The organism is Streptomonospora mangrovi (assembly GCF_027604915.1).
In the GTDB taxonomy this organism is placed as follows: Bacteria; Actinomycetota; Actinomycetes; order Streptosporangiales; family Streptosporangiaceae; genus Streptomonospora; species Streptomonospora mangrovi.
In genome coordinates this window covers 1-22,211 of sequence record NZ_JAJAQC010000079.1, presented here as the reverse complement: position 1 = coordinate 22,211, position 22,211 = coordinate 1, and the positions used below count along the sequence as shown (strand labels likewise).

General features: G+C 75.7%; 18 protein-coding genes and 1 rRNA gene. 12 read left to right on the top strand and 7 right to left on the bottom strand.

The window, feature by feature from the left end:
• The first annotated feature begins 9 nt into the window (after positions 1–9).
• From rrf to LG943_RS26195, 3 genes are all read left to right on the top strand, one after another.
• Positions 10–125: ribosomal RNA gene (rrf, locus tag LG943_RS26205) — 5S ribosomal RNA — on the top strand.
• 1,282 nt (positions 126–1,407) lie between these two features.
• A complete protein-coding gene (locus LG943_RS26200) occupies positions 1,408–2,736 on the top strand; it encodes a hypothetical protein (protein ID WP_270075050.1) in 1,329 nt (442 codons plus the stop codon).
• A gap of 169 nt (positions 2,737–2,905) precedes the next feature.
• Entirely contained in the window at positions 2,906–3,466 is a 561-nt protein-coding gene (locus LG943_RS26195; RefSeq protein WP_270075049.1) for a hypothetical protein, read from the top strand.
• A gap of 69 nt (positions 3,467–3,535) precedes the next feature.
• Here LG943_RS26195 and LG943_RS26190 read toward each other — a convergent pair whose 3' ends face one another.
• From LG943_RS26190 to LG943_RS26180, 3 genes are all read right to left on the bottom strand, one after another.
• Entirely contained in the window at positions 3,536–4,603 is a 1,068-nt protein-coding gene (locus tag LG943_RS26190; protein ID WP_270075048.1) for a hypothetical protein, read from the bottom strand.
• A 515-nt stretch (positions 4,604–5,118) separates the two neighbouring features.
• The gene (locus LG943_RS26185; protein ID WP_270075047.1) at positions 5,119–6,072 is read right to left on the bottom strand and encodes a sigma-70 family RNA polymerase sigma factor; all 954 of its coding nucleotides are present in this window, start codon (positions 6,070–6,072) and stop codon (positions 5,119–5,121) included.
• 186 nt (positions 6,073–6,258) lie between these two features.
• Positions 6,259–7,479: an NHL domain-containing protein gene (locus LG943_RS26180; RefSeq protein WP_270075046.1), complete on the bottom strand. Its 1,221-nt coding sequence runs from the start codon at positions 7,477–7,479 to the stop codon at positions 6,259–6,261.
• A 266-nt stretch (positions 7,480–7,745) separates the two neighbouring features.
• On the opposite strand from LG943_RS26180, the gene LG943_RS26175 reads away from it, so the two are divergent.
• Positions 7,746–8,186, top strand: a complete 441-nt coding sequence (locus tag LG943_RS26175) for an NUDIX hydrolase (RefSeq protein ID WP_270075045.1) — start codon at positions 7,746–7,748, stop codon at positions 8,184–8,186.
• 35 nt (positions 8,187–8,221) lie between these two features.
• Here LG943_RS26175 and LG943_RS26170 read toward each other — a convergent pair whose 3' ends face one another.
• Entirely contained in the window at positions 8,222–9,238 is a 1,017-nt protein-coding gene (locus tag LG943_RS26170; protein WP_270075044.1) for an MBL fold metallo-hydrolase, read from the bottom strand.
• Between the two features lie 223 nt (positions 9,239–9,461).
• Between LG943_RS26170 and LG943_RS26165 the strand changes: the two genes are divergently transcribed.
• A complete protein-coding gene (locus LG943_RS26165; RefSeq protein ID WP_270075043.1) occupies positions 9,462–10,010 on the top strand; it encodes a single-stranded DNA-binding protein in 549 nt (182 codons plus the stop codon).
• Between the two features lie 501 nt (positions 10,011–10,511).
• Here LG943_RS26165 and LG943_RS26160 read toward each other — a convergent pair.
• From LG943_RS26160 to LG943_RS26150, 3 genes are all read right to left on the bottom strand, one after another.
• Entirely contained in the window at positions 10,512–11,534 is a 1,023-nt protein-coding gene (locus LG943_RS26160; RefSeq protein WP_270075042.1) for an HAD-IIA family hydrolase, read from the bottom strand.
• A 141-nt stretch (positions 11,535–11,675) separates the two neighbouring features.
• Positions 11,676–13,067, bottom strand: a complete 1,392-nt coding sequence (locus tag LG943_RS26155) for a DUF1015 domain-containing protein (RefSeq protein WP_270075041.1) — start codon at positions 13,065–13,067, stop codon at positions 11,676–11,678.
• A gap of 185 nt (positions 13,068–13,252) precedes the next feature.
• Entirely contained in the window at positions 13,253–13,603 is a 351-nt protein-coding gene (locus tag LG943_RS26150; protein ID WP_270075040.1) for an SCP2 sterol-binding domain-containing protein, read from the bottom strand.
• Between the two features lie 242 nt (positions 13,604–13,845).
• Here LG943_RS26150 and LG943_RS26145 point away from each other — a divergent pair, with 242 nt between their 5' ends.
• The 7 genes from LG943_RS26145 (at position 13,846) to LG943_RS26115 (ending at position 22,065) form a co-directional block, all read left to right on the top strand.
• Positions 13,846–14,811, top strand: a complete 966-nt coding sequence (locus tag LG943_RS26145) for a coiled-coil domain-containing protein (protein ID WP_270075039.1) — start codon at positions 13,846–13,848, stop codon at positions 14,809–14,811.
• Between the two features lie 181 nt (positions 14,812–14,992).
• The gene (locus LG943_RS26140; RefSeq protein ID WP_179769939.1) at positions 14,993–15,169 is read left to right on the top strand and encodes a hypothetical protein; all 177 of its coding nucleotides are present in this window, start codon (positions 14,993–14,995) and stop codon (positions 15,167–15,169) included.
• A 664-nt stretch (positions 15,170–15,833) separates the two neighbouring features.
• Complete coding sequence (locus tag LG943_RS26135) at positions 15,834–16,634, top strand: TlyA family RNA methyltransferase (RefSeq protein WP_270075051.1); 801 nt, start codon at positions 15,834–15,836, stop codon at positions 16,632–16,634.
• A 197-nt stretch (positions 16,635–16,831) separates the two neighbouring features.
• Complete coding sequence (locus tag LG943_RS26130) at positions 16,832–17,770, top strand: NAD kinase (RefSeq protein ID WP_270075038.1); 939 nt, start codon at positions 16,832–16,834, stop codon at positions 17,768–17,770.
• Positions 17,771–17,860: 90 nt separating this feature from the next.
• A complete protein-coding gene (gene recN, locus LG943_RS26125; RefSeq protein ID WP_270075037.1) occupies positions 17,861–19,561 on the top strand; it encodes a DNA repair protein RecN in 1,701 nt (566 codons plus the stop codon).
• A gap of 231 nt (positions 19,562–19,792) precedes the next feature.
• Positions 19,793–20,998, top strand: a complete 1,206-nt coding sequence (gene steA / locus LG943_RS26120; protein ID WP_270075036.1) for a putative cytokinetic ring protein SteA — start codon at positions 19,793–19,795, stop codon at positions 20,996–20,998.
• Entirely contained in the window at positions 20,995–22,065 is a 1,071-nt protein-coding gene (locus tag LG943_RS26115; RefSeq protein ID WP_270075035.1) for a copper transporter, read from the top strand. Before steA ends, LG943_RS26115 begins: the two co-directional genes overlap by 4 nt.
• Positions 22,066–22,211: the final 146 nt, after the last annotated feature.

Sequence of the window (22,211 nt, the reverse complement as noted above, 5' to 3'; positions counted from 1 at the left end):
GGTTGGGTTTGCGGTGGTTATGGTGGGAGGGTCACACCCGGTCTCTTTCCGAACCCGGTCGTTAAGCCTCTTTGCGCTGATGGTACTGCCCTGTTGTGGGGTGGGAGAGTAGGTTGCTGCCGCAATTCATTTGAGTGGGGGGACTCCTTTGGGGGTCCCCCCATTTTTTTATGCCCAAAACCGGATTCGCGGGCTTTCCGGGCTAAGAGTCCCAGCCTCAACCGGGACCCGGCCGGGCCGTGCCAGTCAAAGGAAGGGAAGGGCGCGGTGCCGTTCGGATGGGTTGGCCGGGTGAGCTGACTCCATCCGGCCAACGCGGCTTCCTCCACCGATCAGCCGCCCAACCGGTTGCATGGCCCTCGCGCAGCGGGCTCAGGAGCACAGGGTCAGGGGCGTCGCCCAGGCCGGGGGAGGCTACGAGGGGAGGACAGAGTCGGTCTGGCCGGTAGGGGTGGTGCCATGGCGTACAGTGAAAGATCGGAATGACAATGCGCTGCTACTTGCAAGTGGCAGCGCTTTTGACTGTTTACGGACGGAAGCATGACTGACGATAGCCGCGGGGGCCGGGAAGGCTCCGGAGCACGCAACCATGGAGGTCACCGTTCCGGAGGGACCGGTGGTAGCCGAGGTGGCGGCAACAGCGGTCGTCCCCGGTCGGGGTACGGGCGCGGAAGCGGCGACAGCGGTGGTCGTGGTGGCGGCTTCCGTGGCGGTCGCGACGGCGGCGGCCAAGGCGGGGGAAGAGGCGAACGCCAGGGCGGCGGCGGCTTCGGCGCCGGCCGCTCCGGCGGCGGCGCGGGCAGACCGCGCGGTGGCAGCGGCGGCAGCGGTAGTGGCGCCGGAGGCGGCGGCTACCGCGGAGGCGAGCGCGGCGACCGCGGCGGCTCCTACGGTCGCGGCGGCTCTTACAACCGTGACTCGCGCTCGGGAGAGCGCACTGAGCGGGGCGGGTCTTACAGCCGGGATTCCCGCTCAGGCGAGCGTAGCGATCGCGGTGGTTCCTACAACCGCGACTCCCGCTCGGGAGAGCGTTCCGATCGGGGCGGTTCCTACAACCGCGACTCTCGGTCCGGTGAGCGCACTGAGCGCGGCGGCTCCTACAACCGCGACTCCCGGTCCGGCGAACGCCGGGACGGACGAGACGGACGTGAAGGCCGCGACGGAGACAGAGGCCGATTCGAGGACCGGCGGCGCGAAGGCGCGGGCCGCTCCGACGACCGCCGCCGCGACGGACGGACCGGTGACCGCCGATTCGGCGGCGGTAGTGGCGGTGGCGGACGGCAGGACCGCGACAGGCGTGGCGGCCCCGGCGGCCGCCCCCAGCACGGCGCCGGCCGCACCAGCTACCGGGACCGCGCCGCCGAGGAGAAGGACCCTCGGGACGTCGCGCCCAGCGTTCCCGAAGGCGTGCACATCACCGAACTGGACCCGGAGATCCGCAGCGAGCTGGGCACCCTGCCGCGCACGCTGGCCGAGGTCGTCGGCCGGCACATGGTCATGGCCGGCCGCCTGCTGGACGAGGACCCCGAGCGCGCCTACGAGCACGCCGTCTTCGCGCGCCGCAAGGCGTCCCGCATCGGCGTCGTCCGCGAGGCCGCCGGGATCGCGGCCTACACGGTCGGCAAGTGGCAGGAGGCGCTGTCGGACCTGCGGGCCGCCCGCCGCATGACCGGCCGTGACAACTTCCTTTCCGTCATCGCCGACTGCGAGCGCGGCCTGGGGCGCCCGGAGCGCGCCCTGGACATCGCCCGCGACCCGGCGGCCGACCAACTGCCGATCGAGGACCGCATCGAGTTGCGCATCGTCGCCGCCGGTGCCCGCCGCGACCTGGGCCAGCCCCAGGCCGCGCTCGTGGAGCTCCAGGTCCCCGAGCTGAAGGAGCGGCGCGCCCGTCCGTGGGTGGCGCGGCTCTTCTACGCCTACGCTGACGCCCTGCTTGAGGTGGGGCGCGAGGAGGAGGCCCGGGAGTTCTTCGCCCGCGCCTCCGCCGTCGACCGCGAAGGCGTGACGGACGCCGACGAGCGCCTGGCCGCGCTTGAGGGTGTCGAGATCGTGGACATCGGCGACGACGTGGTGTGGACCGACGCGGAGGATCCCTACGTCGAGGACGAGGACGAAGGCGAGGACGACTTCGCCCGGAGCGAGGCCGAGCCGCAGGCTGCGGCCCGGACCCCCGTGGACCGGCCCGAGGCGGACGGCGCCGCAGGCGTCGAAGCCCGTGGCGGTTCCGAGGCGGCCGAGGCCGAGGACGAGGAGACGACGCCGGACGCCTCCGCGTCCGAGCCTGTCGGGTCCCCGGCGGTGGCCCCGTCCGCTGAGTCTGCGCCCGCCTCGGTGCCCGAGGCGGACACCGAACCCTCGGTGGAGCGCCCTGCGGCGCCCGCTGCGGACGCGTCCGCCGAGGAACCCGAGGCCACCACGGTCCCCGAGGCCGACGACGCTCCTACCGGCCCCGAGGTGCCCGCCGCTCCGGTAGGCGAGACCGAGGCAGCCGAAGGAGCCGAAGCAGCCGAGGCAACAGACGAGGCCGACGACGCCAAGGTCGAGGACACCGAGACCCAGGACAGCGAGGTGGAGGACGCCGACAAGGGCGGCGCGGGCCGCCCCGCCTCCGGCGCATCCGGGGCGACCGCCGACTCCGGAACCGGCCCGGCCGCCCCGGCGCCCGAGCCGAGGAGTCAGAGCCGCTTCGAGACGCCCGACCTGGGCGAAGGATCGGTGGACGAGGAGCAGTAGCGGTCGGCGGCGCAGCGCCTCGACCCGCAGGCGACCGGCCGCGCCGATCCGTCTCCGCACGCCCGGCCGCACCGCACACCCCGACGCGGGATGTGCGGTGCGGCCCTTTCCGTATCCGCCCCACGCCCGCACGTCGCGCCTCCACCCGCGTCGTCCGAAGGAGGCCCCTATGGCGTCCGGTCTCCTCGGCTCGACCACCGTGCGCGGCCTCCAGGAGCGCGCCGCTCGCGCCCTTCCCGCTGCGCGGGTCGAGCGGCGCGGGGGCTGGTGGCTGCGCCACGCTCCGGGCTGCTCGTGGTGGGTGGGCACCGTGCTGCCCCACGGCGGTGCCGATGACGATCCCGGCGACCTGGAGCGCAGAGTGGTGGAGGCCGAGGAGTTCGCCGCCGCGCGCGGTGCGGCCGCGTGCTTCCAGATCACGCCGACCGCGTGCCCGGCCGCCCTTGACGGTCTCCTCGCCGAACGCGGCTACGCCCGCTCCGCCGGGTCCATGTCACTGCGGGCGGCTCCGACCGCCCACGTCCGTGCCGCGATCCCGGCCCCGCCCGCGCCCGTCTCCGATTCCACCGTCTCCCGACGCGCCCACGTGGAGGGTGCGCCGCCTGCCGTGCGCGTGGCCGACCGGCCCGGCGATGACTGGTTCGCCGTCTGGCCGTCCGTCCTCGGCGCGGAAGCCGGCCCCCGAGCCGAGCCTCCACCCCACTACAGCCTGGGCTACTGGCTCGCCTAAACCGCCACCGGGCAAGGACGGGCAAGCGCAGCTTGCGCCGCGCAGTCTCGACCCCCACTCCTCCCAGTCTCAATCCTCGTTCCCGCCCGTGCTGCGGGGCAGGGCCGTCAGCCGGGACCGACCCACCGCGAGATAGAAGGGGGAGGGCACGACCGGGCGCTTGCCCCGTAGCAGGCGGTGCACGTTGAACGCGGCCCACTTCGGGGCGTCCCTGACGGCGGTGTACATCAGCACGGCGTCCCCGGTTCCCTCCAGCGCGTGCAGTGCGGGTCCGTACACACCGCGCGCCATCCACTCCGGCGTATCCGGGCGATCGGTGTCCAGCACGCGCACCGGGGCCGTCCACCCCGAGCGGGCCGGGACGAGTTCGGCGGCCGTGGTGATCCACAAGCCCTGGTCGGGGAAGTGCGGTGTGTTGTGCAGGTTCGAGCCCCGGGCCAGCACCATGACCCACCGGTCGCCCACGCGGTGGACGGCGTTGTCGAAGAACCCCTCCTCTGTCCCCGCGAAGACCTGCGGCGGCGACCATGAGATCCCGTCGGCGCTCTCGGTGACCCGGAGTTCGTAGTCGGGCAGCTCGCCCGGTCCGATCTCGTTCGGGTTCGCCTGAAACCACATCAGATAGCGGCCTCGGTCATGGACCACGAGAGGTTCTAGGACGCTCATGCGGGGCGCGCTGCCGCGCAGAACGGGCTCCGCGCGACGCTCCCACCGTCCCCCGCGGTACTCCAGGACCCCGATCGCGTAGCTGCTGCGGGTCCCGTAGTGCTGGAGCGAGGCGCGCCCGGTGTAGTAAAGGCGCGGCGGGTGGCCGTCGACGCCGGGTACGAACGAGGGTGTGTGCATCCCCGCGCGGTCCCATCCGTCGCGGGGAGGATCCACGGCCAGCGGCCTGACCCGACCGCGCGCGTCGGTGTCGAACACCCACTGTCCGTTGTCCAGGGTCTGGCCGGGAACCAGACGAGCACGGTAGAGGCGGTTGCGCAACGTTGTGGAGAAGCCGCCCAGGAACATCGTCGGTACGCCGTCGATCACGTGGACATCGGGATCACCGGCGCCCAGCAGCCCGCGCGGCATCGGGCCGTCGACCATGTCCCACAGCGCCGTGGGCTGACCTGGAGCATCGATCGAGAACATGCCTACCTCCGGGAATCGAGCACGCCGAACGGCGCGGACTCCCCTGGGGATCAGGTAGGTCGTTGCCCCGACAGTAACAGCGCCCACGCGACGAGGCCAGGGGCGCTTCCAATTCTGGAGGGGCGCGCCGCCCATCGGTGAGCCAGTGGGAGGGGTCTGGAACCGCTACGCCCCCAGCGACCACACACAGTGATGGAAGTGGTGGGAGCGTCGAACAGTACAGATCACTCGATCAACGACTCCTACCGGTCTCGACTCTCGGCTGAGCGACACCCGACCAGCTACTCAAGGACTGCTTTGCGGTTCGCCCTAGCTTCGGGAGGACCGGGCCGACACCCACGGGCTTCGCTACCCCGTCGCCTACCGCTACCGTCCGGCCGCCGCACGGAAACCGCTCGCCCGCACCATCCGCCGCCATCGCTGCCTCGCAGCTCGCACGAGCCGTCCACCCTGCGGCCCGATGACCGCCGGCCTCGGCCGTGTGCGGCCTGCGCGTGGAGCTGGACGCCTGAGGCTCAAGCGTCCAGCAGGGCGATCTCCAGGTCGCGCAGGCGCTCGGGGGCGCCGACCACCTCGATTCCGGTGATGCGGTCCTCGGTGACGGTGAACGTGAGGACGCAGAACAGCCGCCCGCCCAGTGCCGTGACCAGGCCGACCGTGCCGTCCACCAGCGCCGGTTCGGCGAAGCGGCTGCGGACCGAGGCCAGGACCGCGCCGCGTGCCACCGCGTCGCGGCCGATGCGGACGACGGGCTTGCCCTCGGGCACGATCTCGCCGTCGGCGTGCAGGACCACCTCGGGGTCCAGGAGCCCCACCAGCGCCTCGAAGTCGCCGGTGCGCGAGGCCGCAAGGAACGCCTCCACCACGCGGCGCCGACGGGCGAGGTCGGGCGCGGCAGCCGTCGACGGTGCGCCCCTCACCCGGCGACGGGCGCGGCTCGCGAGCTGGCGGGCGGCGGTGGGGGAGCGCTCCAGCAGGAGGCCGATCTCCTCGAAGGGGACGGCGAACATGTCGTGCAGGACGAACGCCAGCCGCTCGGCGGGCGACAGGGTGTCGAGCACGACCAGCAGGGCCAGGCCGACGGAGTCGGCGAGCAGCGCCTCCTCCTCGGGATCGGGCGCGGCGGTGCGGTCGGCGTGGGCGGCGCGGGCCTCCACGAGGTCGGTGCCGGCGCCGGTGCCTGCCCCGGCCCCGGCCCCGGGGCCGGGGTGAGCGGGTCCGGGGTCGAGGGGGTCCTCGCGCCGGGCCGCGCGCGCCCGCAGCATGTTGAGGCTGACGCGGCTGACCACGGTGGTCAGCCACGCCGCGAGGTTGTCGACGCCGGCGGTGCCGTTGCGGCTCAGCCGCAGCCACGCCTCCTGCACGGCGTCGTCGGCCTCCCCGGCGGAGCCCAGCAGGCGGTAGGCCACCGCGCGCAGCCGGGGCCGGTGCTCCTCGAACAGCGCGCCGAGCGATTCGCCGTCGTCCATGGGGGCGGGCTCCCTTCGTGCGGGCCGCTGGTGCGGTCGCGGCCATCGGGCCGTTGGCCTCGGTCCGCTTGCCTCGTGTCGCGGCGCGGGGCGCGCCGCCGCGACCATCATGGCGAAGGCGTCCGCCGGGCGGTGCGCGGGGGTGGCGTGGGGCGGAGCAGGAGCGGCGCGGCGGCGGTCGGGGGATCAGGTCGCCGGGTCGGGTGTAAGCGCGCGAATGTCGGGGATGCGGCGTATCCGTTGGTTGTGGGTGTCGGCGAGGTAGAGGTCGCCGGAGGGGCTGAGGGCGATCCCGCCCGGTGCGTGCAGCAGCGCGTCGTTGGCGGGGGTGCCGTCCGCGGAAAAGCCCGGTTCTCCGGTTCCGGCCACGATGTAGGGCTCCTTGCGGCCGGGCACGAACCCCATGGCGCGGTGGGTGGCGGCGTCGGCGACGTAGACGGTGCCCTCGCGGGGGTCGACGGCCATGGCGTCGGGGGTGGGCGGCAGGCGGCCGGTCCAGGCGTCGTGGATGGTGTGCCGGTAGGGGTCGATGCTGCGCAGGCGGCGCTGGCCGTCCACGACGTAGACGGTGCCGTCGCGGGCCACGGTCAGGCGGCCGAGTTCGCCGAAGGTGGCCTCGGTGGCGGGGCCGCCGTTGCCGCCGTCGGAGCCGGCGGGCCGCTCGGCGCCGGTGCCGGCGATGACGCGGACGGAGTCGGCGCGCAGGCGGCCGTCGTAGCGCAGGTGGTCGGGGCCGACAGCCAGGATGCGCCGGTTGCCGCTGTCGGCGATGTAGAGGGTGCCGTTGGGGCCGACGTCTATACCCGAGGGCCACCACAGGACGGTGGTGGCGCTGTCGACCCGGTCGCGGGCGTCGGCGGCGGCGCCGTCGGTGCGGCCGGCCAGGATCTCGATGCCGCCGGTGTGCAGGTCGACGGCGGCGACCTGGTTGTCCAGCATGGAGGCGATGTAGAGCACGCGGCCGAAGGGGTCCACCGCCAGGTCGGTGACCTCGGGCAGGGCCACGGCGGTGGCGCTGTCGGCCTGGGCCCAGTTCTCCGAGCCGCCGCCGGCCACGGTGTTGACGGTGCCGCTTTCGGGGTGGACGCTGCGGATCCGGTTGTTGTCGGTGTCGGCGATGTAGAGGGTGCCGTCGGCGCTGAGGGCGATGGCGCGGGGGCCGTTGAGGCGGGCCTGGGTGGCGGGGCCGGCGTCGCCGGAGTATCCGCCGTGCAGCCAGCCGGTGGCGCCGCTGCCCGCGACGGTGTCCAGCGCTCCGGGCCGGGCCTGGGCGCCGGGCAGCGCGCATCCGGCGGGCAGGATCGCGAGGGCGGCCGCCAGCGCGAGTGCGCCCAGTCGTCCTCGGGCGGCCGGGCGCCCGGCGCCGACCGCGCGCCGCAGGCGGCGAACCGCACGACCGAGGGGCATCCGGGGTCCTTTGAGGGTGGGGATGGGAGGCCGGGGAGCGTTGTGGTGGTCAACCTACCCCCACACCGGCCGGCCCACGCAGGGCTGTTGCGATGTTGTGTCCAGGTGGGGCGGCGTTCGGCCCGGACTGCCCCGGACCGCCCCGACTGCTCGGGTGGGCGGTGGCCGCGCTGAGGCGGCCGTTGCCACCCGGCATTACGATGTGCGGCGCGGGCCGCGTGATCTGCGCGGCCGTCGACGAGCGGGAGAGGGAGGTCGCCGCGCGCATGGGAGCCCGGCCGCCGCTGAACGGCGCGACCGTGGTGCTGGGCCGGCTGCCCGAGCGCCACGACTCCGTGGTGTGCCTGCTGTTCGCGGGGGACCGGCCGGTGCTGGTGCGCCACCGCCGCCGCGCCTGGGAGTTCCCCGGCGGCCACGCCGAGCCGGGCGAGGACCCCGAGGCCACCGCCCGCCGCGAGGCCCGCGAGGAGGCGGGCGCCGAACTGGGCGAGGTGCACCTGGACGGGCACTACGTCCTGCGCGGCGGCCACACGACGGTCGTCACCCACGCCCAGGTGGCGGCGCTGGCGCCGCTGACCGGGGAGTTCGAGACGGCCGAGGTCCGCGCGTTCGACACCCTGCCGTCCGACCTGTCGTGGGACGACGGCATCTACGCCCACCTCCTGCGCGCCCTGGGCCTGCCGGGGGCACCCCCGCCGCAGGCGTAGGCGCGGCGCCGAGCCGAGGCCGGGGAGCGGCCGGGTCAGCCCCGGGTCGAGGGGTCGGCCTGCTCCCGGGCGGCGCGCTGGTCCTCGGCGACCCGGTCGAGCCAGTGGACGATCCCCGCGACGTTGCTGTGCACCCCGCTCAGCAGGTCCATGACCTCGGCCGCCCGGGCGCCCTCGCCCGTGGTGACCTCGGGGCGCGGCTGGTAGCGGGTGAGGACCTGCTCGCGGACCATCGCCACGGCGTGGTCGAGGTCGGGGGAGTCGGCGCGGGCGGTGCGGACCGCCTCGACCCAGGCCGCCAGCTCCTCGGCGGCGGACTCCAGCGTCTGCTCGACCGTGTCGACCGCGCCGAAGTGGGAGAACATCAGGCGCCGGGGCGCGATGTCGCCGAACAGCCGCAGCGAGGAGCGCGCCGCCGCCATGTCGAAGTCGGGCGGCGGGGTGGCCGGGCGGACCTCGCCTGTGCGCGGGTTGTAGACGCCCAGCGCGTCGCCGACGTAGAGGTCGCCGGTGGCGGAGTCGACCAGGCCCATGTGGTGCTTGGCGTGGCCGGGCGCGTAGTGGCTGACCAGGGCACGGCCGGCGCCCAGGTCGACCCGGCCGGTCTCGCCGACGGCGCGGATGCGCCCGGCGTCGGTGGGCCGCAGGTCCCCGAAGAGCAGGTCGAGCTTGTCGCCCCAGACCATGCGGGCGCTGCGCATCAGCCGCGCGGGGTCGGCGAGGTGGCGGGCGCCGCGCTCGTGGACGACGATCTCGGCGTTGGGGAACATCGTGGCGATGTCGCCGACGCCGCCGGCGTGGTCGAGGTGGATGTGGGTGACGACGACGGTGGCGAGGTCGTGGGGGCCGATGCCCAGGTCCGCCAGGGCGTCGCGCAGCACGGGGGCCGACCCGGCGGTGCCGACCTCCACCACGCACGGCCGCTCCGTGCGCAGCAGGTAGCTGGAGGTGATGCCGGGATAGCCGGCCATCCGCGTGTCGATCGCGAAGACGTCGTCGCCCAGTGCGGTGGTGCCGCCGGGCAGTGCGTTCGGTTCCACGTCGTCGTGCACCGTGTGCCTCCTTCCGCGCTCTGACCACCGAATGTAGTTCACGGCGGACGCGGTGCGGGCGGGCGGGGTGGGACTGGGGGCGGCGGAGTTATCCACAGGTATGAGATCCAAGGTGCGGCGGGCGGCGGGGCTGCCGATGCTGGAGTTGTCCGACCGGCCCGCCGCCCGGTGCGGCGGCCGCCCACATCCGGTCCGTCACCGGCGCTTATCCGCAGGAGGAACCATGTCCGAGTCCACCACCGCCGCCCTGGCCGCCCCGCCGTCCGCCCCGTCCGCTCCGGCCGACCTCACGCCCGCCGCCCCGGGCGCGGCGGCCGGCCCGGTGGGGGCGCGGCTGCGCTCGGGGGCCGGTGCCGTGGCGCCGCGCCCCGTCCGGCGGCGGGATCCCGCCGGCCACCGCAACGAGGTCGTGGTGGCCGGCCGGATCACGGCCGAACCGGCGGTGCGCGAACTTCCCTCGGGCGACCGCCTCACCTCCTGGCGGGTGTCGATCGCCCGCCCGGCGTCGGAGCAGCGCCCCAACCAGTCGTCGGACCCGATCACGTGCGTCAGCTTCCAGACCGCCATCGAGCGCGACACCCGCGACTGGCGCATCGGCGACACCGTGCAGGTCAGCGGCGCGCTGCGCCGCCGCTTCTGGCGCTCGGCCAAGGGCGCGGCCAGCGTGGTCGAGATCGAGGCGCGCCAGGTGCAGCGCCTCGCCCGGGCCGAGCCCGCCGCCGCGACCGCCGGGACCGGCGCGTCCCCGTCCCCGGCTGCCGAGGCGCGCTGAGCGCGGCCTGACCCTTTCCCGCCCCGGCTGGCCGCCCTGCGGCGCGCGCCCGCCGGGACCGGGCCGGCCGCCGGCGCCTTACCGCCGCGTGGCCGCACCGCAGACCGTGAACGGAGGACTTCTGTGGGTGCCGATGTGCTGAGGACGGACGCCGTCGCCCCCGCCGGCGCGGCGGGTGGTCGTCCCAGGCCTCCCGAGCAGCCTCAAAGCCACCGTGGAAGGCCGGGGGCAGTCACCCGTGGCGACCTCAGGCGGCGGCGCCTCTGGCGCGTCCCCGTACCTGGCTGCGGTGGCGCGTTGAGCGCTGCCCGGCTCTTCCCGACGCCGGTCCCGGCGGGCCGCCCCGAGGTGCGTGCCCGCCGGGACCGGGCCGGCGGCGGCGTCTCGCCGCCGCGTGGCCGCACGGCTGACCGTGAACGGAGGACTTCTGTGGGTGCCGATGTGCTGAGGACGGTCACGCCCCCACCCCCGCCCTCGCCGGCGCGCGGCCGTGCCGGCCGGTCAGGCCAGCAGTTCGCCCAGGCGGGCCAGGGCCGGGGCCACCGGCTCCGGCGGCGGGGCCGTGTCGGGGAACCGCGACCACGCGGCGGCGCACACCGCGCGCAGGGCGTCGAGCCGGTCGCCGTCGCCGGTGAGCGCCAGCCGGTCCTGGACCATGTCCGCCGTCCAGCCCGCGCACACCGCCGTGCCGGGAGCGGTCACGGCCGCCTCGGGGTGGGCCTGGTTGATCCCGGCCAGGTCCCACGCCAGGTAGGAGGGCCGGTGCTCGGGCCGCGCGCACACCGCCTCCTGCGCGGTGGTCACCCCCGACAGCACCAGCAGGCTCGCCGCGCCGCGCGCGGTGGCGCCCTCGATGTCGGTGTCGAGGCGGTCGCCCACCACCAGGGGATTGGCGGCCCCCGTGCGCAGCACTCCCTCCTCGTGCAGCGGCCGCGCCGGCTTGCCCGCCACCACGGGTTCGCGCCCGGTGGCGTGGGCGATCACGCGGGCCGCCGACCCGTTGCCCGGCTGGATCCCGTGCTCCAGGGGTGCGGTGGTGTCGTTGTTGGTGGCTACGAACAGCGCTCCGGCGGCGACCGCCAGCGCGCCCTGCACCATCAGGTCGTAGGTCAGGCGGGGGGAATACCCCTGCACCACCGCCACGGGGCGCTCGGCGGCCACCGACACCGGGCGCAGGCCGCGCCGGCGCAGGGCCAGGCGCAGCCCGGTGTCGCCCACCGCCAGCACCGGCGACCCCGCCGGGAACCGCTCGGCCACCAGCCGGGCGGCGGCCTCGGCCGAGGTCACCACGTCCTCGGGTGCGGCGCTGACCCCCATCGCGGTGAGCCGTTCGGCGGTGCGGGCGGGGGTGCGGGCGGCGTTGTTGGTCACGAACGCCACCTTCATGCCGGCGGCGCGGGCCTTGTCCACCGCCTCGGGCGCGGCGGGCACCGGCCGGGGGCCGATGTAGACCACGCCGTCGAGGTCGAGCAGGGCCGCGTCGTAGACGCTGTTCAGCGGTCGGGGGGCGCTCAGCAGTGTCATGCCGTGGATCATCCGTCCTTCGTCGCGGTGTGGTGGATGGCGGTGCGGTGGGTGGCGCGGTGCCTGCTGCCGGCCGCCCGGGGCGTGCGGCGCGGCCCGGTCAACCGGGCGCGGCCGCCGGCCGGGGGCGGCGCGCGGCGGTCACCCGGCGCGCCGCCGCGTGCCCGGGCCGACCGCCCACGGTCCCTCCATGCCGCGCAGCACCAGCCCGGTGCGCGGCTTGGGCCCGAACGAGGTCGACTTGCGCGGCGTCAGCTCCCCGTGCGCGGCGATCGCGTAGACCTGCTCGATCGGCGCCGGTCCCAGCAGCGCGGCGGTGTCGCGGCCGGGCCGGGCCGCCGCGAGCGCGGACTCGGGGTCGTCGTGCACCAGGTCCACCCGGTCCTCGGTCAGCTCCCACCGCGGCAGCAGGTGGGTGAACAGCGCGGTGGGCAGGGCGCGCCAGGCGGGCGACCGGTCGGGGAACGCCGCCGCCAGGTGGTCGGGGTCCACCCGCACCAGGAACCGCCGGCGGTGGTCGGCGGGGTCGGCCAGCACCAGCGCGGGGGCCTCGCCGGCGGCGCCGCCCGGGCGCGCCGCGCCGTTGGCCGCGTCGCCGCGGCCGGCTCCGGCGCGCAGCGGCACCACCTCGGCGGCACCGGCCAGGGCGGCCACCGCCGCGTCGACGTCGCGGTCGCGCAAGACCCGGTGGATCGCGCCCAGCCGGGGCGGGGAGGAGTCGGAGTCCACCAGCAGCGCCAGCCCGTGGTCCCAGGGGCCGGGTCCGTGGCGGCCGGCCTTGAGGCGCTGGTAGGCGGCGTAGCGGTGGTGGCCGTCGGCGATCATCGCCGATCGGCCGGCCAGGTCGTCGGCGATCTCGCGGTGCAGGGCCGGGTCGCCCACCGCCCACAGCCGGTGGGCCACGCCGTCCTCGGTCACGGTGTCCACCAGCGGAGCGGGCCAGGTGCCGGCGACGGTGTCGGTGACCTCGGCGGCGGCGCCGCGCGCGGCGCCGGTCCCGCCCCGGTACAGCAGGAAGATCGGTTCCAGGTTGGCCTGGGTGGCGGCCATCAGGCGGGCGCGGTCCACCACCGGCCCCGGCGCGACGTCCTCGTGGGGGCGCACCACGGCGCTGCCGGGCGCGGGCAGCCGCAGGGCGCCGATCAGGCCGCGCTGGCGCTGCCCGCCGGGCAGGGTCTGCTCGTAGACGTAGAGCGCGGGCCGGGGGTCGCGCACCAGCACCCCCTGGGCGATCCAGCGCCGCAGGGTGCGCGCGGCGGCGGCGTAGCGGTCGGCGGCGGTGATGGCCGGCTCCGTGCCGCCGGGCTCCTGGCCCACCGCCGCCGGCGGCACGGTCAGGCGGACGGCGTTGTGCGGCTCGGCCCGGGCCAGGTCGGCGAACGCGGCGGCGTCGAGCTGGTCGTAGGGCGGGGCGAGCGCGAGGGCGATGTCGAAGTCGGGGGAGTCCAGCAACGCCCGCGCGTCGGGACTGGCGTAGCGCAGGCCGCGCAGCGGCGCCAACTCCAGGGCTTCCCCGCCCGCATGTGTCCGCACGCTGGAACGATACCCGGCGGCCCCGGGGCGTCCGCCGCCCTGGGCGGGTGCCGCCCCTCACAGCGCACCGGCGGCGCGCGGGGGCCCGGTGCAGGCGGATGCCGCCGGGCGGCCGTGTGCGGCCGGGGGCGGTGGCCGGTGCGGGCCGGTGCGGAGCTGGGTGGGGGCCGGCGGTGCCGGCCGGGTCAGAGCAGCTTGCGCAGACGCATCAGGTCGCCGAAGCCGGCATCCAGCTTCACCCGGCCCGACAGCATCGCCTTGGCGAAGTCCAGGCGTTCCTCGGCCAGCTCCACCAGGTCGTCGCTGGAGGCGGTGATCCGCACCTGGGCGCGCTGGCCCGGGTCGGCGGCGCCGCGCTGGGTGATGCCGCGCAGGCCGTCCTCGGTCAGGCGCATGTCGAACACCGCGTCCAGGTCGCTGACGATGACGCTGACGGAGCGCTCGACGATGTGCTTGCGCCGATCGGCGGCGTCGACTTTGGCGATGCGTTCGGAGACGCGGTCGATCGCCGCCCGGCACTGCTCGATGCTGGCCATGGCCTCCATCATGCCCCATGCCGACATGCGCCGCCGCGCCCGGCCGCGCCGCGCGCGGGCGCGGTGGCCTGCGGGTGCGGCGGCGCCCCGCCGAGTACCGCCCGTGAACGTCCGGCGCCCGGTAGCGTTGACCCCTGCGTCCCCCTCTGTCCCCCTGCGGCCCACCGGATCCGGGAATGCCGCACGGCTGTCGGCGGGGGATGCCAGCGAGTCGGCATTCAGCAGCAAGGAGCAACGGAACCATGGTCGTCGACGCGGTGCGCGCCTATCTCGAAGCCGTCAACGGGCTCACCGAGTTGACCCGCAAGCGCGCCGTCGCCGCCGCCAAGGTGCTGCTGCGCGCGGGTGAGGACCGCCCCGCCCCGACGCTGCGGCCGGCGGCCGCGGGCGGCGGGTGGGGCGCCCCCGCGCCGGCGGGCGAGGGCGAGGCGGCCGCGAACGGCTTTCCGCGCTCGGGTGCGACCATCCAGTCGCTGGCCGCCGAGCTGATCGAGACCAGCCAGGCCAACCGCGAGGCGCTGAACACCCTCATCGCCGCCGAGGTCGAGCGGGTGCTGGAGCGCCGCGAGCTGGTCAGCCGCAGCGAGTACGACCGGTTGGGTCGGCGCGTGGCCGAACTGGAGCGGCGGCTGGCCGCGCAGCGCGCCCAGCCGCGCGCCGTGCCGCCCGCCGCCGAGCCCGCCGGCGCGCAGGCCGCCGAGCAGGCCGCCGAGCCCGCCCCGGGCGGCGGCGCCGCCTCCGGCGGGGCCGGGCCGGCCGGTGTGTCCGAGAGCGTTTCGGGTGGGCAGGAGGAGCCCGGTGTCGGGCGGTCCGGCCAGGGCGGTGCGGCCACCGAGTCGGCCACTGACTCGGGGGCGGCCCCGGCGGACGAGGCGGAGCCGGCGCCCGCAGAGCCCGACCAGGAGGGCTCCGGCGACCCCGCCCAGCTCGTCCTCGGCGAGGACACCGGCGCGGCGGCGGAGACGGTGTCCCCGGCGACGTCGGAGGAAGCGGCACCGGACGCCGCCGAGGTCTCGGCGCCGGCCGGTCCCGCCGACGACGATCCCGCGCCGAAGAAGCCCACCGGCAAGCAGCAGCGCTCGGCCAAGGCCCGGACCAGCACCGCACGTTCGGGTGCGGCCGCCAAGGGCGGTTCGGCCAAGAACACGACTGCCAAGCGGTCCGGTGGACGTGGTAGGAACAGCACGTCGGGAAAGAAAAACGACTAAAGCGAAGTACCACCGCCATATGCGACACCGAGCCGGGTCGCAGACCCGGCTCCTATCCCCATCTCCCGTGGTCACCACCCCTGTGCGGGTGGCGCGCGGGGCGCACAACACAACGTCCACCGAGAAGGGCGGAGCGGAAGTGACGGAAGTGAACCACACCGGCACTACTCTCGATTCGGCCATGGAAGACGAGCAAGCCGCCGGAATCGCCGAGCGCACCCTGCAAATGGCGCGGGAACGACTCGCCGCGCTGGACAACCTGCCCACGTCGGACCACGTCGCCGTCTTCGACGAGCTTCATCGGGAGCTGTCCACCGTCCTCAACGGCCTCGACCAGGGCGAACCCCGGTCCCGCTAACACCGCCGCCCCTGACTCCCGCAGCCGCGCGGCACCGGCCGTCGCCGGCGCCCCGCCCTCGGCGGAGCGGCTGCGGCCCCGCACGTCTGGCACCTGCTGACACCTGATCCGCCACCCCCTCCCCGCACGGCGTCCCGGGGTTCCGTGCGTCCGTTCGCCGCTACCCGCCGCGTTCGCCGTGTCCGGAATCCGTCACGCCCCCGTCCGCAACCGCGCGGGCGGGGGCGACCGGCGGGTGCCCCGCGCGCGGGCGGGGGACGTGTCGCGGGTGTGCGAGGTGGGCGAACGGCGGGGTGCCTTTCCGCCGCGCGGGTCGCCGTTCGCGCCCTCCGAGGTCATTTGCTCCTTTTGTCCTTTTATGGTGTTTCTGACCATTCCGGGATTTCGGTCGGCCGTGCCGGGGCGGGCGAGGCCGGGAAAGGCGTCGACCCCGGGTGCCGACGCGGTGGAAAGGCGTGCGGCAACGCGCCCAATCCCCTCCGGCGGCCGTTCGCCGACGGAAAAGGCACCCGGCGGGCGCCGCCGGCCGGCGGCGCCCGCCGGCCTTCCGCCTTCCCCTCCACAGCCCGGCCGGGGTGGGGAAACGGGCGCGGCCGGGTCGGTGCGGCCCGTTAGGGTGGAGCCATGTGCAAGGTGCGGCCCATGGTGAGTGGGCGGGTTGGCCGTGGCTAGGCGGGCGCGGCTGGACGCCGAACTCGTCCGTCGCGGGCACGCGCGTTCGCGCGGGCACGCCGGGGAGCTGATCGAGGGCGGCCACGTCCTGGTCGGCGGCGTCCCCGCCAGCAAGCCCGCCACCCAGGTGGGCACCGACCAGGCCATCGTCGTCAAAGCCCCCGACTCCGACCCCGGCTACGTCTCGCGCGGCGCCCACAAGCTGGTGGGGGCGCTCGACGCCTTCGGCATCGACCCCTCGGGCCGCCGCTGCCTCGACGCCGGCGCCTCCACCGGCGGGTTCACCGACGTCCTGCTGCGCCGGGGCGCGGCCGAGGTGGTGGCCGTCGACGTCGGCTACGGCCAACTCGCCTGGTCGCTGCGCGCCGACGACCGGGTCACCGTCATGGAGCGCCGCAACGTCCGCGAACTCACCCCCGAGGAGGTCGGCGCCCCCCTGCCCACCCTCGTCGTGGGCGACCTCTCCTTCATCTCGCTGACGCTGGTCCTCGCGCCGCTGGCCCGCTGCGCCGACCCCGGCGCCGACTTCGCGCTCATGGTCAAGCCGCAGTTCGAGGTGGGCCGCGACCGGGTGGGCGCGGGCGGGGTGGTGCGCGACCCCGCGCTGCGCGCCGACGCCGTGCGCACCGTCGCCCACCACGCCGCCACCCTGGGCCTGGGCACCGCCGGGGTCGCCGCCAGCCCGCTGCCGGGCCCCTCGGGCAACGTGGAGTACTTCCTGTGGCTGCGCGCCGGCGCCGGCGACCTGGCCGAGGACCGCCTGGCCCGCGCCATCGAGGAGGGCCCGCAGTAGCCCGCGCCCGTCCGCCCGGGCGTCCCCCATCGGCCGCGCGGCCGCCCCGTGTCGGCCGGAGTGGATAACGTCGGAGGAGACGCGCCCCGCGCGGGCCGGTACCGTGGCTCGGCGGTCGCCCCCGGCCGCGCGGCCCCCCGGCGGCGCGGCCACGACGAACCGGCCCGAGCGGCCACCCGATAGTACGGAGACAGCCGATGACCAGCCCCGGCCAGGACGGACGCAGCGTGCTGCTGCTCGTGCACACCGGCCGCCCCGCGGCCACCCGCAGCGCCCAACTGGTCCACCGCAACCTCACCGATGCCGGGCTGACCGTGCGGATGCTGGCCTCGGAGGTGGACGAGCTGAAGCTGGCCGGCTGTCACCTCGACCCCGTCGAGGCGGTCGGCGGGGTCGACGCCGCCGCCGGGGTGGAGCTCGTGCTGGTGCTGGGCGGCGACGGCACGCTGCTGCGGGCCGCCGAGATCGCGCGCCCGGCCGGCGCCCCGCTGCTGGGGGTCAACCTGGGCCACGTCGGGTTCCTCGCCGAGGCCGAGCGCGAGGACCTCACCTCCACGGTGCGCAGCGTCGTGGACCGCGCCTATGAGGTCGAGGAGCGCATGACCCTCGACGTCGCCGTGTTCAACGGCGGCCGCCACGGCACCGCACCGCCGGTGCGCACCTGGGCGCTCAACGAGGCCACGTTGGAGAAGGCCAACTCCCGCCGGATGCTCGACATGGTGCTGGAGATCGACGACCGCCCGCTGTCGCGCTGGGGCTGCGACGGTGTGGTGTGCGCCACACCCACCGGTTCCACGGCGCACGCCTTCTCCGCCGGCGGGCCGATCGTGTGGCCCGAGGTCGAGGCGCTGGTGGTCGTCCCGATCAGCGCCCACGCGCTGTTCGCCCGGCCCATCGTCGTCTCGCCCGACTCCACGGTGGCCTTCGAGATCGTCCCCGACACCACTGCGGGCGTGCTCTGGTGCGATGGACGCCGTATGGTCGAATTGCCCGCGGGGGCACGTATCGAGGTGACCCGCTCCGATGTGCCCGTCCGCCTCGCGCGCCTCCAGCGGGCGCCGTTCACCGACCGGCTGGTCGCCAAGTTCGCCCTGCCCGTCGCCGGCTGGCGCGGGCGCGCCGAACGCGACCTGTAGACCGCGCCGGGGCAACGGCGGCGCGCAGCGGCCGGCCCGGCCGGCGCGCCGTGACCCAAGGACACCAGAAGGTGAGCAGGAGAGGATCCGGTGCTCGAAGAAGTCCGCATCCAAGGACTGGGCGTCATCGACGACGCCGTGCTGGAGCTGTCGCCCGGCCTCACCGTCGTCACGGGTGAGACCGGTGCCGGTAAGACCATGGTGGTGACCGGCCTGGGGCTGCTCTTCGGCGGGCGCGCCGACCCCCAGCGGGTCCGCCCCGGTGCCGACCGCGCCGTCGTGGAGGGCCGGCTGACCGTGCCCGCCGAGGGCCGCGTGGCCGAGCGCGTGGCCGAGGCCGGCGGCGAACTGGACGACGACGTCCTCATCATCACCCGCTCGGTCTCCGCCGAGGGCCGCTCCCGGGCCACCCTGGGCGGCCGGTCGGCGCCGGTGAGCGTGCTGGCCTACCTCGCCGACGACCTGGTGGCGGTGCACGGCCAGTCCGACCAGCAGCGGCTGCTGCGCCCCGAGCGCCAGCGCGCGGCGCTGGACCGCTACGCCGGCGAGCCGCTGTCGCGCACCCTCAACGCCTACACCGTGGCCTACCGCCGCCACCGCGAGGTCGCCGCCGCCCTGGAGGAGCTGACCACCCAGGCCCGCGAGCGCGCCCAGGAGGCCGACCTGCTGCGCTTCGGCGTCGAGGAGATCGCCGCCGCCGAGCCCGTGCCCGGCGAGGACGCCGAACTGCTGGCCGAGGAGACCCGGCTGGCCCACGCCGACTCCCTGCGCATCGCCGCCACCACCGCCAACGAGGCGCTGACCGGCGACCCCACCGCCGAGGTCCAGGCCGACGTGGTGGGCCTGCTAGCCGCCGCCCGCCAGGCGCTCACGGCGGTGCGCGAGCACGACACCGCCCTGGCCGCCATCGCCGACCGCCTGGACGAGGTCGGCTACGTCCTCACCGACGCCGCCACCGAACTCGCCTCCTACGCGGAGTCGGTCGAGGCCGACCCCGCCCGGCTGGCCGCCGTGCAGGAGCGCCGCTCCCTGCTCACCCAGCTCTCCCGCAAGTACGGCGCCACCACCGACGACGTGCTGGCCTGGGCCGAGGACGCCGCCAAGCGGCTGGCCGAGCTGGAGGGCGACGACGACCGCATCGACGCGCTGCGCGCCGAGGAGGCCGAGCTGAGCGCCCGGCTCACCGAGCTGGCCGACTCCCTCACCGCCGTGCGCACCGAGGCCGCCGACTCCTTCGGCGCCGCCGTCACCGAGGAGCTGACCGCGCTGGCCATGCCGCACGCCCGCGTCAGCGTCAAGATCACCACCGGCACCGAGTTCGGGCCGCACGGCCGCGACGACGTCGAGGTGCTGCTGGCGCCCCACCCCAGCGCGCCGCCGCTGCCGCTGCACAAGGGCGCCTCCGGCGGTGAGCTGTCGCGTGTCATGCTCGCCATCGAGGTCGTCTTCGCCGGGGCCGACCCGGTGCCCACGTTCGTCTTCGACGAGGTCGACGCCGGCGTCGGCGGCAAGGCGGCCGTGGAGATCGGCCGCCGCCTGGCGCGGCTGGCCCGCCGCGCCCAGGTCATCGTCGTCACCCACCTGCCGCAGGTGGCCGCCTTCGCCGACGCCCACCTGGTGGTCGAGAAGTCCAACGACGGCACCGTCACCGAGAGCGGCGTGACCCGCCTGGACCGCGACGGCCGCACCCGCGAGCTGTCGCGCATGCTGGCCGGCCTGGAGGACTCCGAATTGGGCCGCGCCCACGCCGAGGAGCTGCTCACCATCGCCGCCGCCGACCGCGGCGACTGACCCGCCCACCCGCCGGCGGGTGCGAGGAGCGGCCCGGGGCGGACGTGTGGGTCGGCGCCGCGGCGGTTGTCCACAACCCCTGGTGTCGTGCGCGCACGGTGAGCACTCCAGCGCCTAGGGTGGCAGACGCGGCACACGGTGTGTGACCACCGGGGCTTGTGCGCCCCGGTGTGGCCACTCTTTGTGACGTTGTGATCACCCTGACGGCACGGGTTCTGGACGGTGCGAGCGATGAAGGTCCCCGAAGCGATCGGCGCGCGGCTGGTCCGCGGACGCCGCCCGCGCGGCGCCACCGCCTGCGGCGTCACCGCGCCCGTGCGGTGCGACCGCCGCACCAAAGACCTCACCAAGCGGCTGCGGCCCGGCGACATCGCCGTCATCGACCACGTCGACCTCGACCGCGTCAGCGCCGAGGCCCTGGTCGAACGCGGCGCCGCGGCCGTCGTCAACGCCGCCCGGGGCATCAGCGGGCGCTACCCCAACCTCGGGCCCCGCCTCCTGGTCGAGGCCGGCATCCCGGTGGTCGACCAGGTCGGCCCCGACGTCTTCGCCCGCGTGCGCGAGGGCGAGGTCCTGCGGCTGGAGGGCGGCGTCCTCTACCGGGGCGACACCCCGCTGGCCCGGGGCGTGGTGCAGGACTCCGCCGCCGTCGACGCCGCCATGGCCGAGGCCCGCGCGGGGCTGTCGGTGCAGTTGGAGGCGTTCGCCGCCAACACCATGGAGTATCTGCGGCGCGAACGCGAACTCCTCCTCGACGGCGTGGGCGTGCCCGAGATCGCCACCCGCATCGAGGGCCGCCACGTCCTCATCGTCGTGCGCGGCTACCACTACCGCGAGGACCTCGCCGCGCTGCGCCCCTACATCCGCGAGTACCGGCCGGTCCTCATGGGCGTCGACGGCGGCGCCGACGCCCTGCTGGAGGCCGGCTACCGCCCCGACATCATCGTCGGCGACTTCGACTCCGTCTCCGACCAGGCGCTGACCTGCGGCGCCGAACTCGTGGTCCACGCCTACCGCGACGGCCGCGCCCCCGGCCTCAAGCGGGTGCGCGACCTCGGCCACGACGCCGTCGTCTTCCCCGCCACCGGCACCAGCGAGGACGTCGCCATGATGCTCGCCGACGACTCCGGCGCCGAGCTGATCGCGGCGGTGGGCACCCACGCCACCCTGGAGGAGTTCTTGGACAAGGGCCGCGCCGGCATGGCCAGCACCTTCCTCACCCGGCTGCGGGTGGGCGGCAAACTGGTCGACGCCAAGGGCGTCAGCCGCCTCTACCGCAACCGCATCTCGCCCTGGGCGCTGCTCCTGCTGGTGGCGGCCTCCCTGCTCACCGTCGTCGTGGCCGCCTACAGCTCGCCGGCCGGCGTCGTCTACCGCACGTCCATCGCCGCGCGCTGGGACGCGTTCCTCTACTGGTTCACGGGGCTGCTGACGTGATCGACTTCCGCTACCACCTGGTGTCCATCGTCGCCGTCTTCCTCGCGCTGGCCGTGGGGATCGTCCTGGGCACCACCATGCTCCAGGACCCCCTGCTCAACGCCCTCAAGGACGAGACCTCGGCGCTGCGCGAGGAGTCCGACCGGCTCCGCACCGAGAAGGACGTCACCGAGCGCTACGCCACCGGCGTCGACCAGCTCGCCGACGCCGCCGCCCCCGACACGCTGCGCGACCGCCTCAGCGGCGTCCGCGTGGCCGTCGTCGAGGCGCCCGGGGTGGCCGAGGAGCTGCGGACCGGCGTGGTCGAGCGCATCGAGCAGGCCGGCGGTGAGGTCCCCGGCCGCGTCGTCCTCACCGACGCCTACCTCGACCCCGACCAGGCCACCTACGTCGGCGAACTCACCGACCAGCTCGCAACGGGCGCCGCCCTGCCCGACGGCGCCGCCCACACCCGCGCGGGCGCCCTGCTCGCCCACGCCGTCCTGGTGCCCGAGGCCACCGGCGCCGGCGACACCGAGGACCGCGACACCGCCTTCGACGCCGGGGCCGCGCTCGCCGCGTTCGCCGAGGGCGGGCTGGTGACCGTGCACGGCGAACCCGCCCAGGCCGCCGACATCGCCGTGGTCCTGGCCCCGGCCGAACCCTTCGCCGCCGACACCGCCACCGCCGCCTCCTCCACCTCGCCCAGCGGCACCGACGCCCCCACCGGCAACGACATCATGCTCGCCGTGGCCGACGGACTCCACGACACCGCCAAGGCCGCCGTGCTGGTGGGCGGCACCACCTCGGTGGGCTCGGGCGGGCTGGTCGGCCGCGCCCGCGCCGAGCAGGTCCCCTACACCACCGTCGACTCCGCCGGCCGCGCCTCCGGCGACGTCGCCGCCGCGTTGGCGGTGGCCGCCGCCGCCCAGGGCCGCACCGGCGCCTACGGCACCGCCGAGGGCACCGACGCCTTCCTGCCCGACCCGTTGCCCGCCCCGCGCGAGGAGCAGACCGAGGAGGACGACGACCCCGCCCAGGACCGCAAGGCCGCGCCCCACCCCGACCGCACCCGCCCCACCGGCTAGCCGCCCGCCAGGAGGGACACCGCGCCATGGCCGTCTTCCACCCCGTGTGGGCGCCCGCCGCGCCTCTCCCGCGCGGCGCCCGCCCCGCCCGGCGCCCGCCGCGCGGTGCCGCGCCCGGCGCCGCCGCCCTCGCCCGCCTGGGCGGC

Excerpts from the sequence above, each read along its gene's own strand:
- LG943_RS26150 (WP_270075040.1), bottom strand. The coding sequence starts at position 13,603 with ATGGCCAGCATCGAGCAGTGCCGGGCGGCGATCGACCGCGTCTCCGAA.
- LG943_RS26165 (WP_270075043.1), top strand. The coding sequence starts at position 9,462 with ATGTCCGAGTCCACCACCGCCGCCCTGGCCGCCCCGCCGTCCGCCCCG.
- LG943_RS26180 (WP_270075046.1), bottom strand. The coding sequence starts at position 7,479 with ATGCCCCTCGGTCGTGCGGTTCGCCGCCTGCGGCGCGCGGTCGGCGCC.
- LG943_RS26130 (WP_270075038.1), top strand. The coding sequence starts at position 16,832 with ATGACCAGCCCCGGCCAGGACGGACGCAGCGTGCTGCTGCTCGTGCAC.
- LG943_RS26190 (WP_270075048.1), bottom strand. The coding sequence starts at position 4,603 with ATGTTCTCGATCGATGCTCCAGGTCAGCCCACGGCGCTGTGGGACATG.
- LG943_RS26140 (WP_179769939.1), top strand. The coding sequence starts at position 14,993 with ATGGAAGACGAGCAAGCCGCCGGAATCGCCGAGCGCACCCTGCAAATG.
- LG943_RS26185 (WP_270075047.1), bottom strand. The coding sequence starts at position 6,072 with ATGGACGACGGCGAATCGCTCGGCGCGCTGTTCGAGGAGCACCGGCCC.
- LG943_RS26160 (WP_270075042.1), bottom strand. The coding sequence starts at position 11,534 with ATGACACTGCTGAGCGCCCCCCGACCGCTGAACAGCGTCTACGACGCG.
- LG943_RS26145 (WP_270075039.1), top strand. The coding sequence starts at position 13,846 with ATGGTCGTCGACGCGGTGCGCGCCTATCTCGAAGCCGTCAACGGGCTC.
- LG943_RS26175 (WP_270075045.1), top strand. The coding sequence starts at position 7,746 with ATGGGAGCCCGGCCGCCGCTGAACGGCGCGACCGTGGTGCTGGGCCGG.
- steA (WP_270075036.1), top strand. The coding sequence starts at position 19,793 with ATGAAGGTCCCCGAAGCGATCGGCGCGCGGCTGGTCCGCGGACGCCGC.
- LG943_RS26195 (WP_270075049.1), top strand. The coding sequence starts at position 2,906 with ATGGCGTCCGGTCTCCTCGGCTCGACCACCGTGCGCGGCCTCCAGGAG.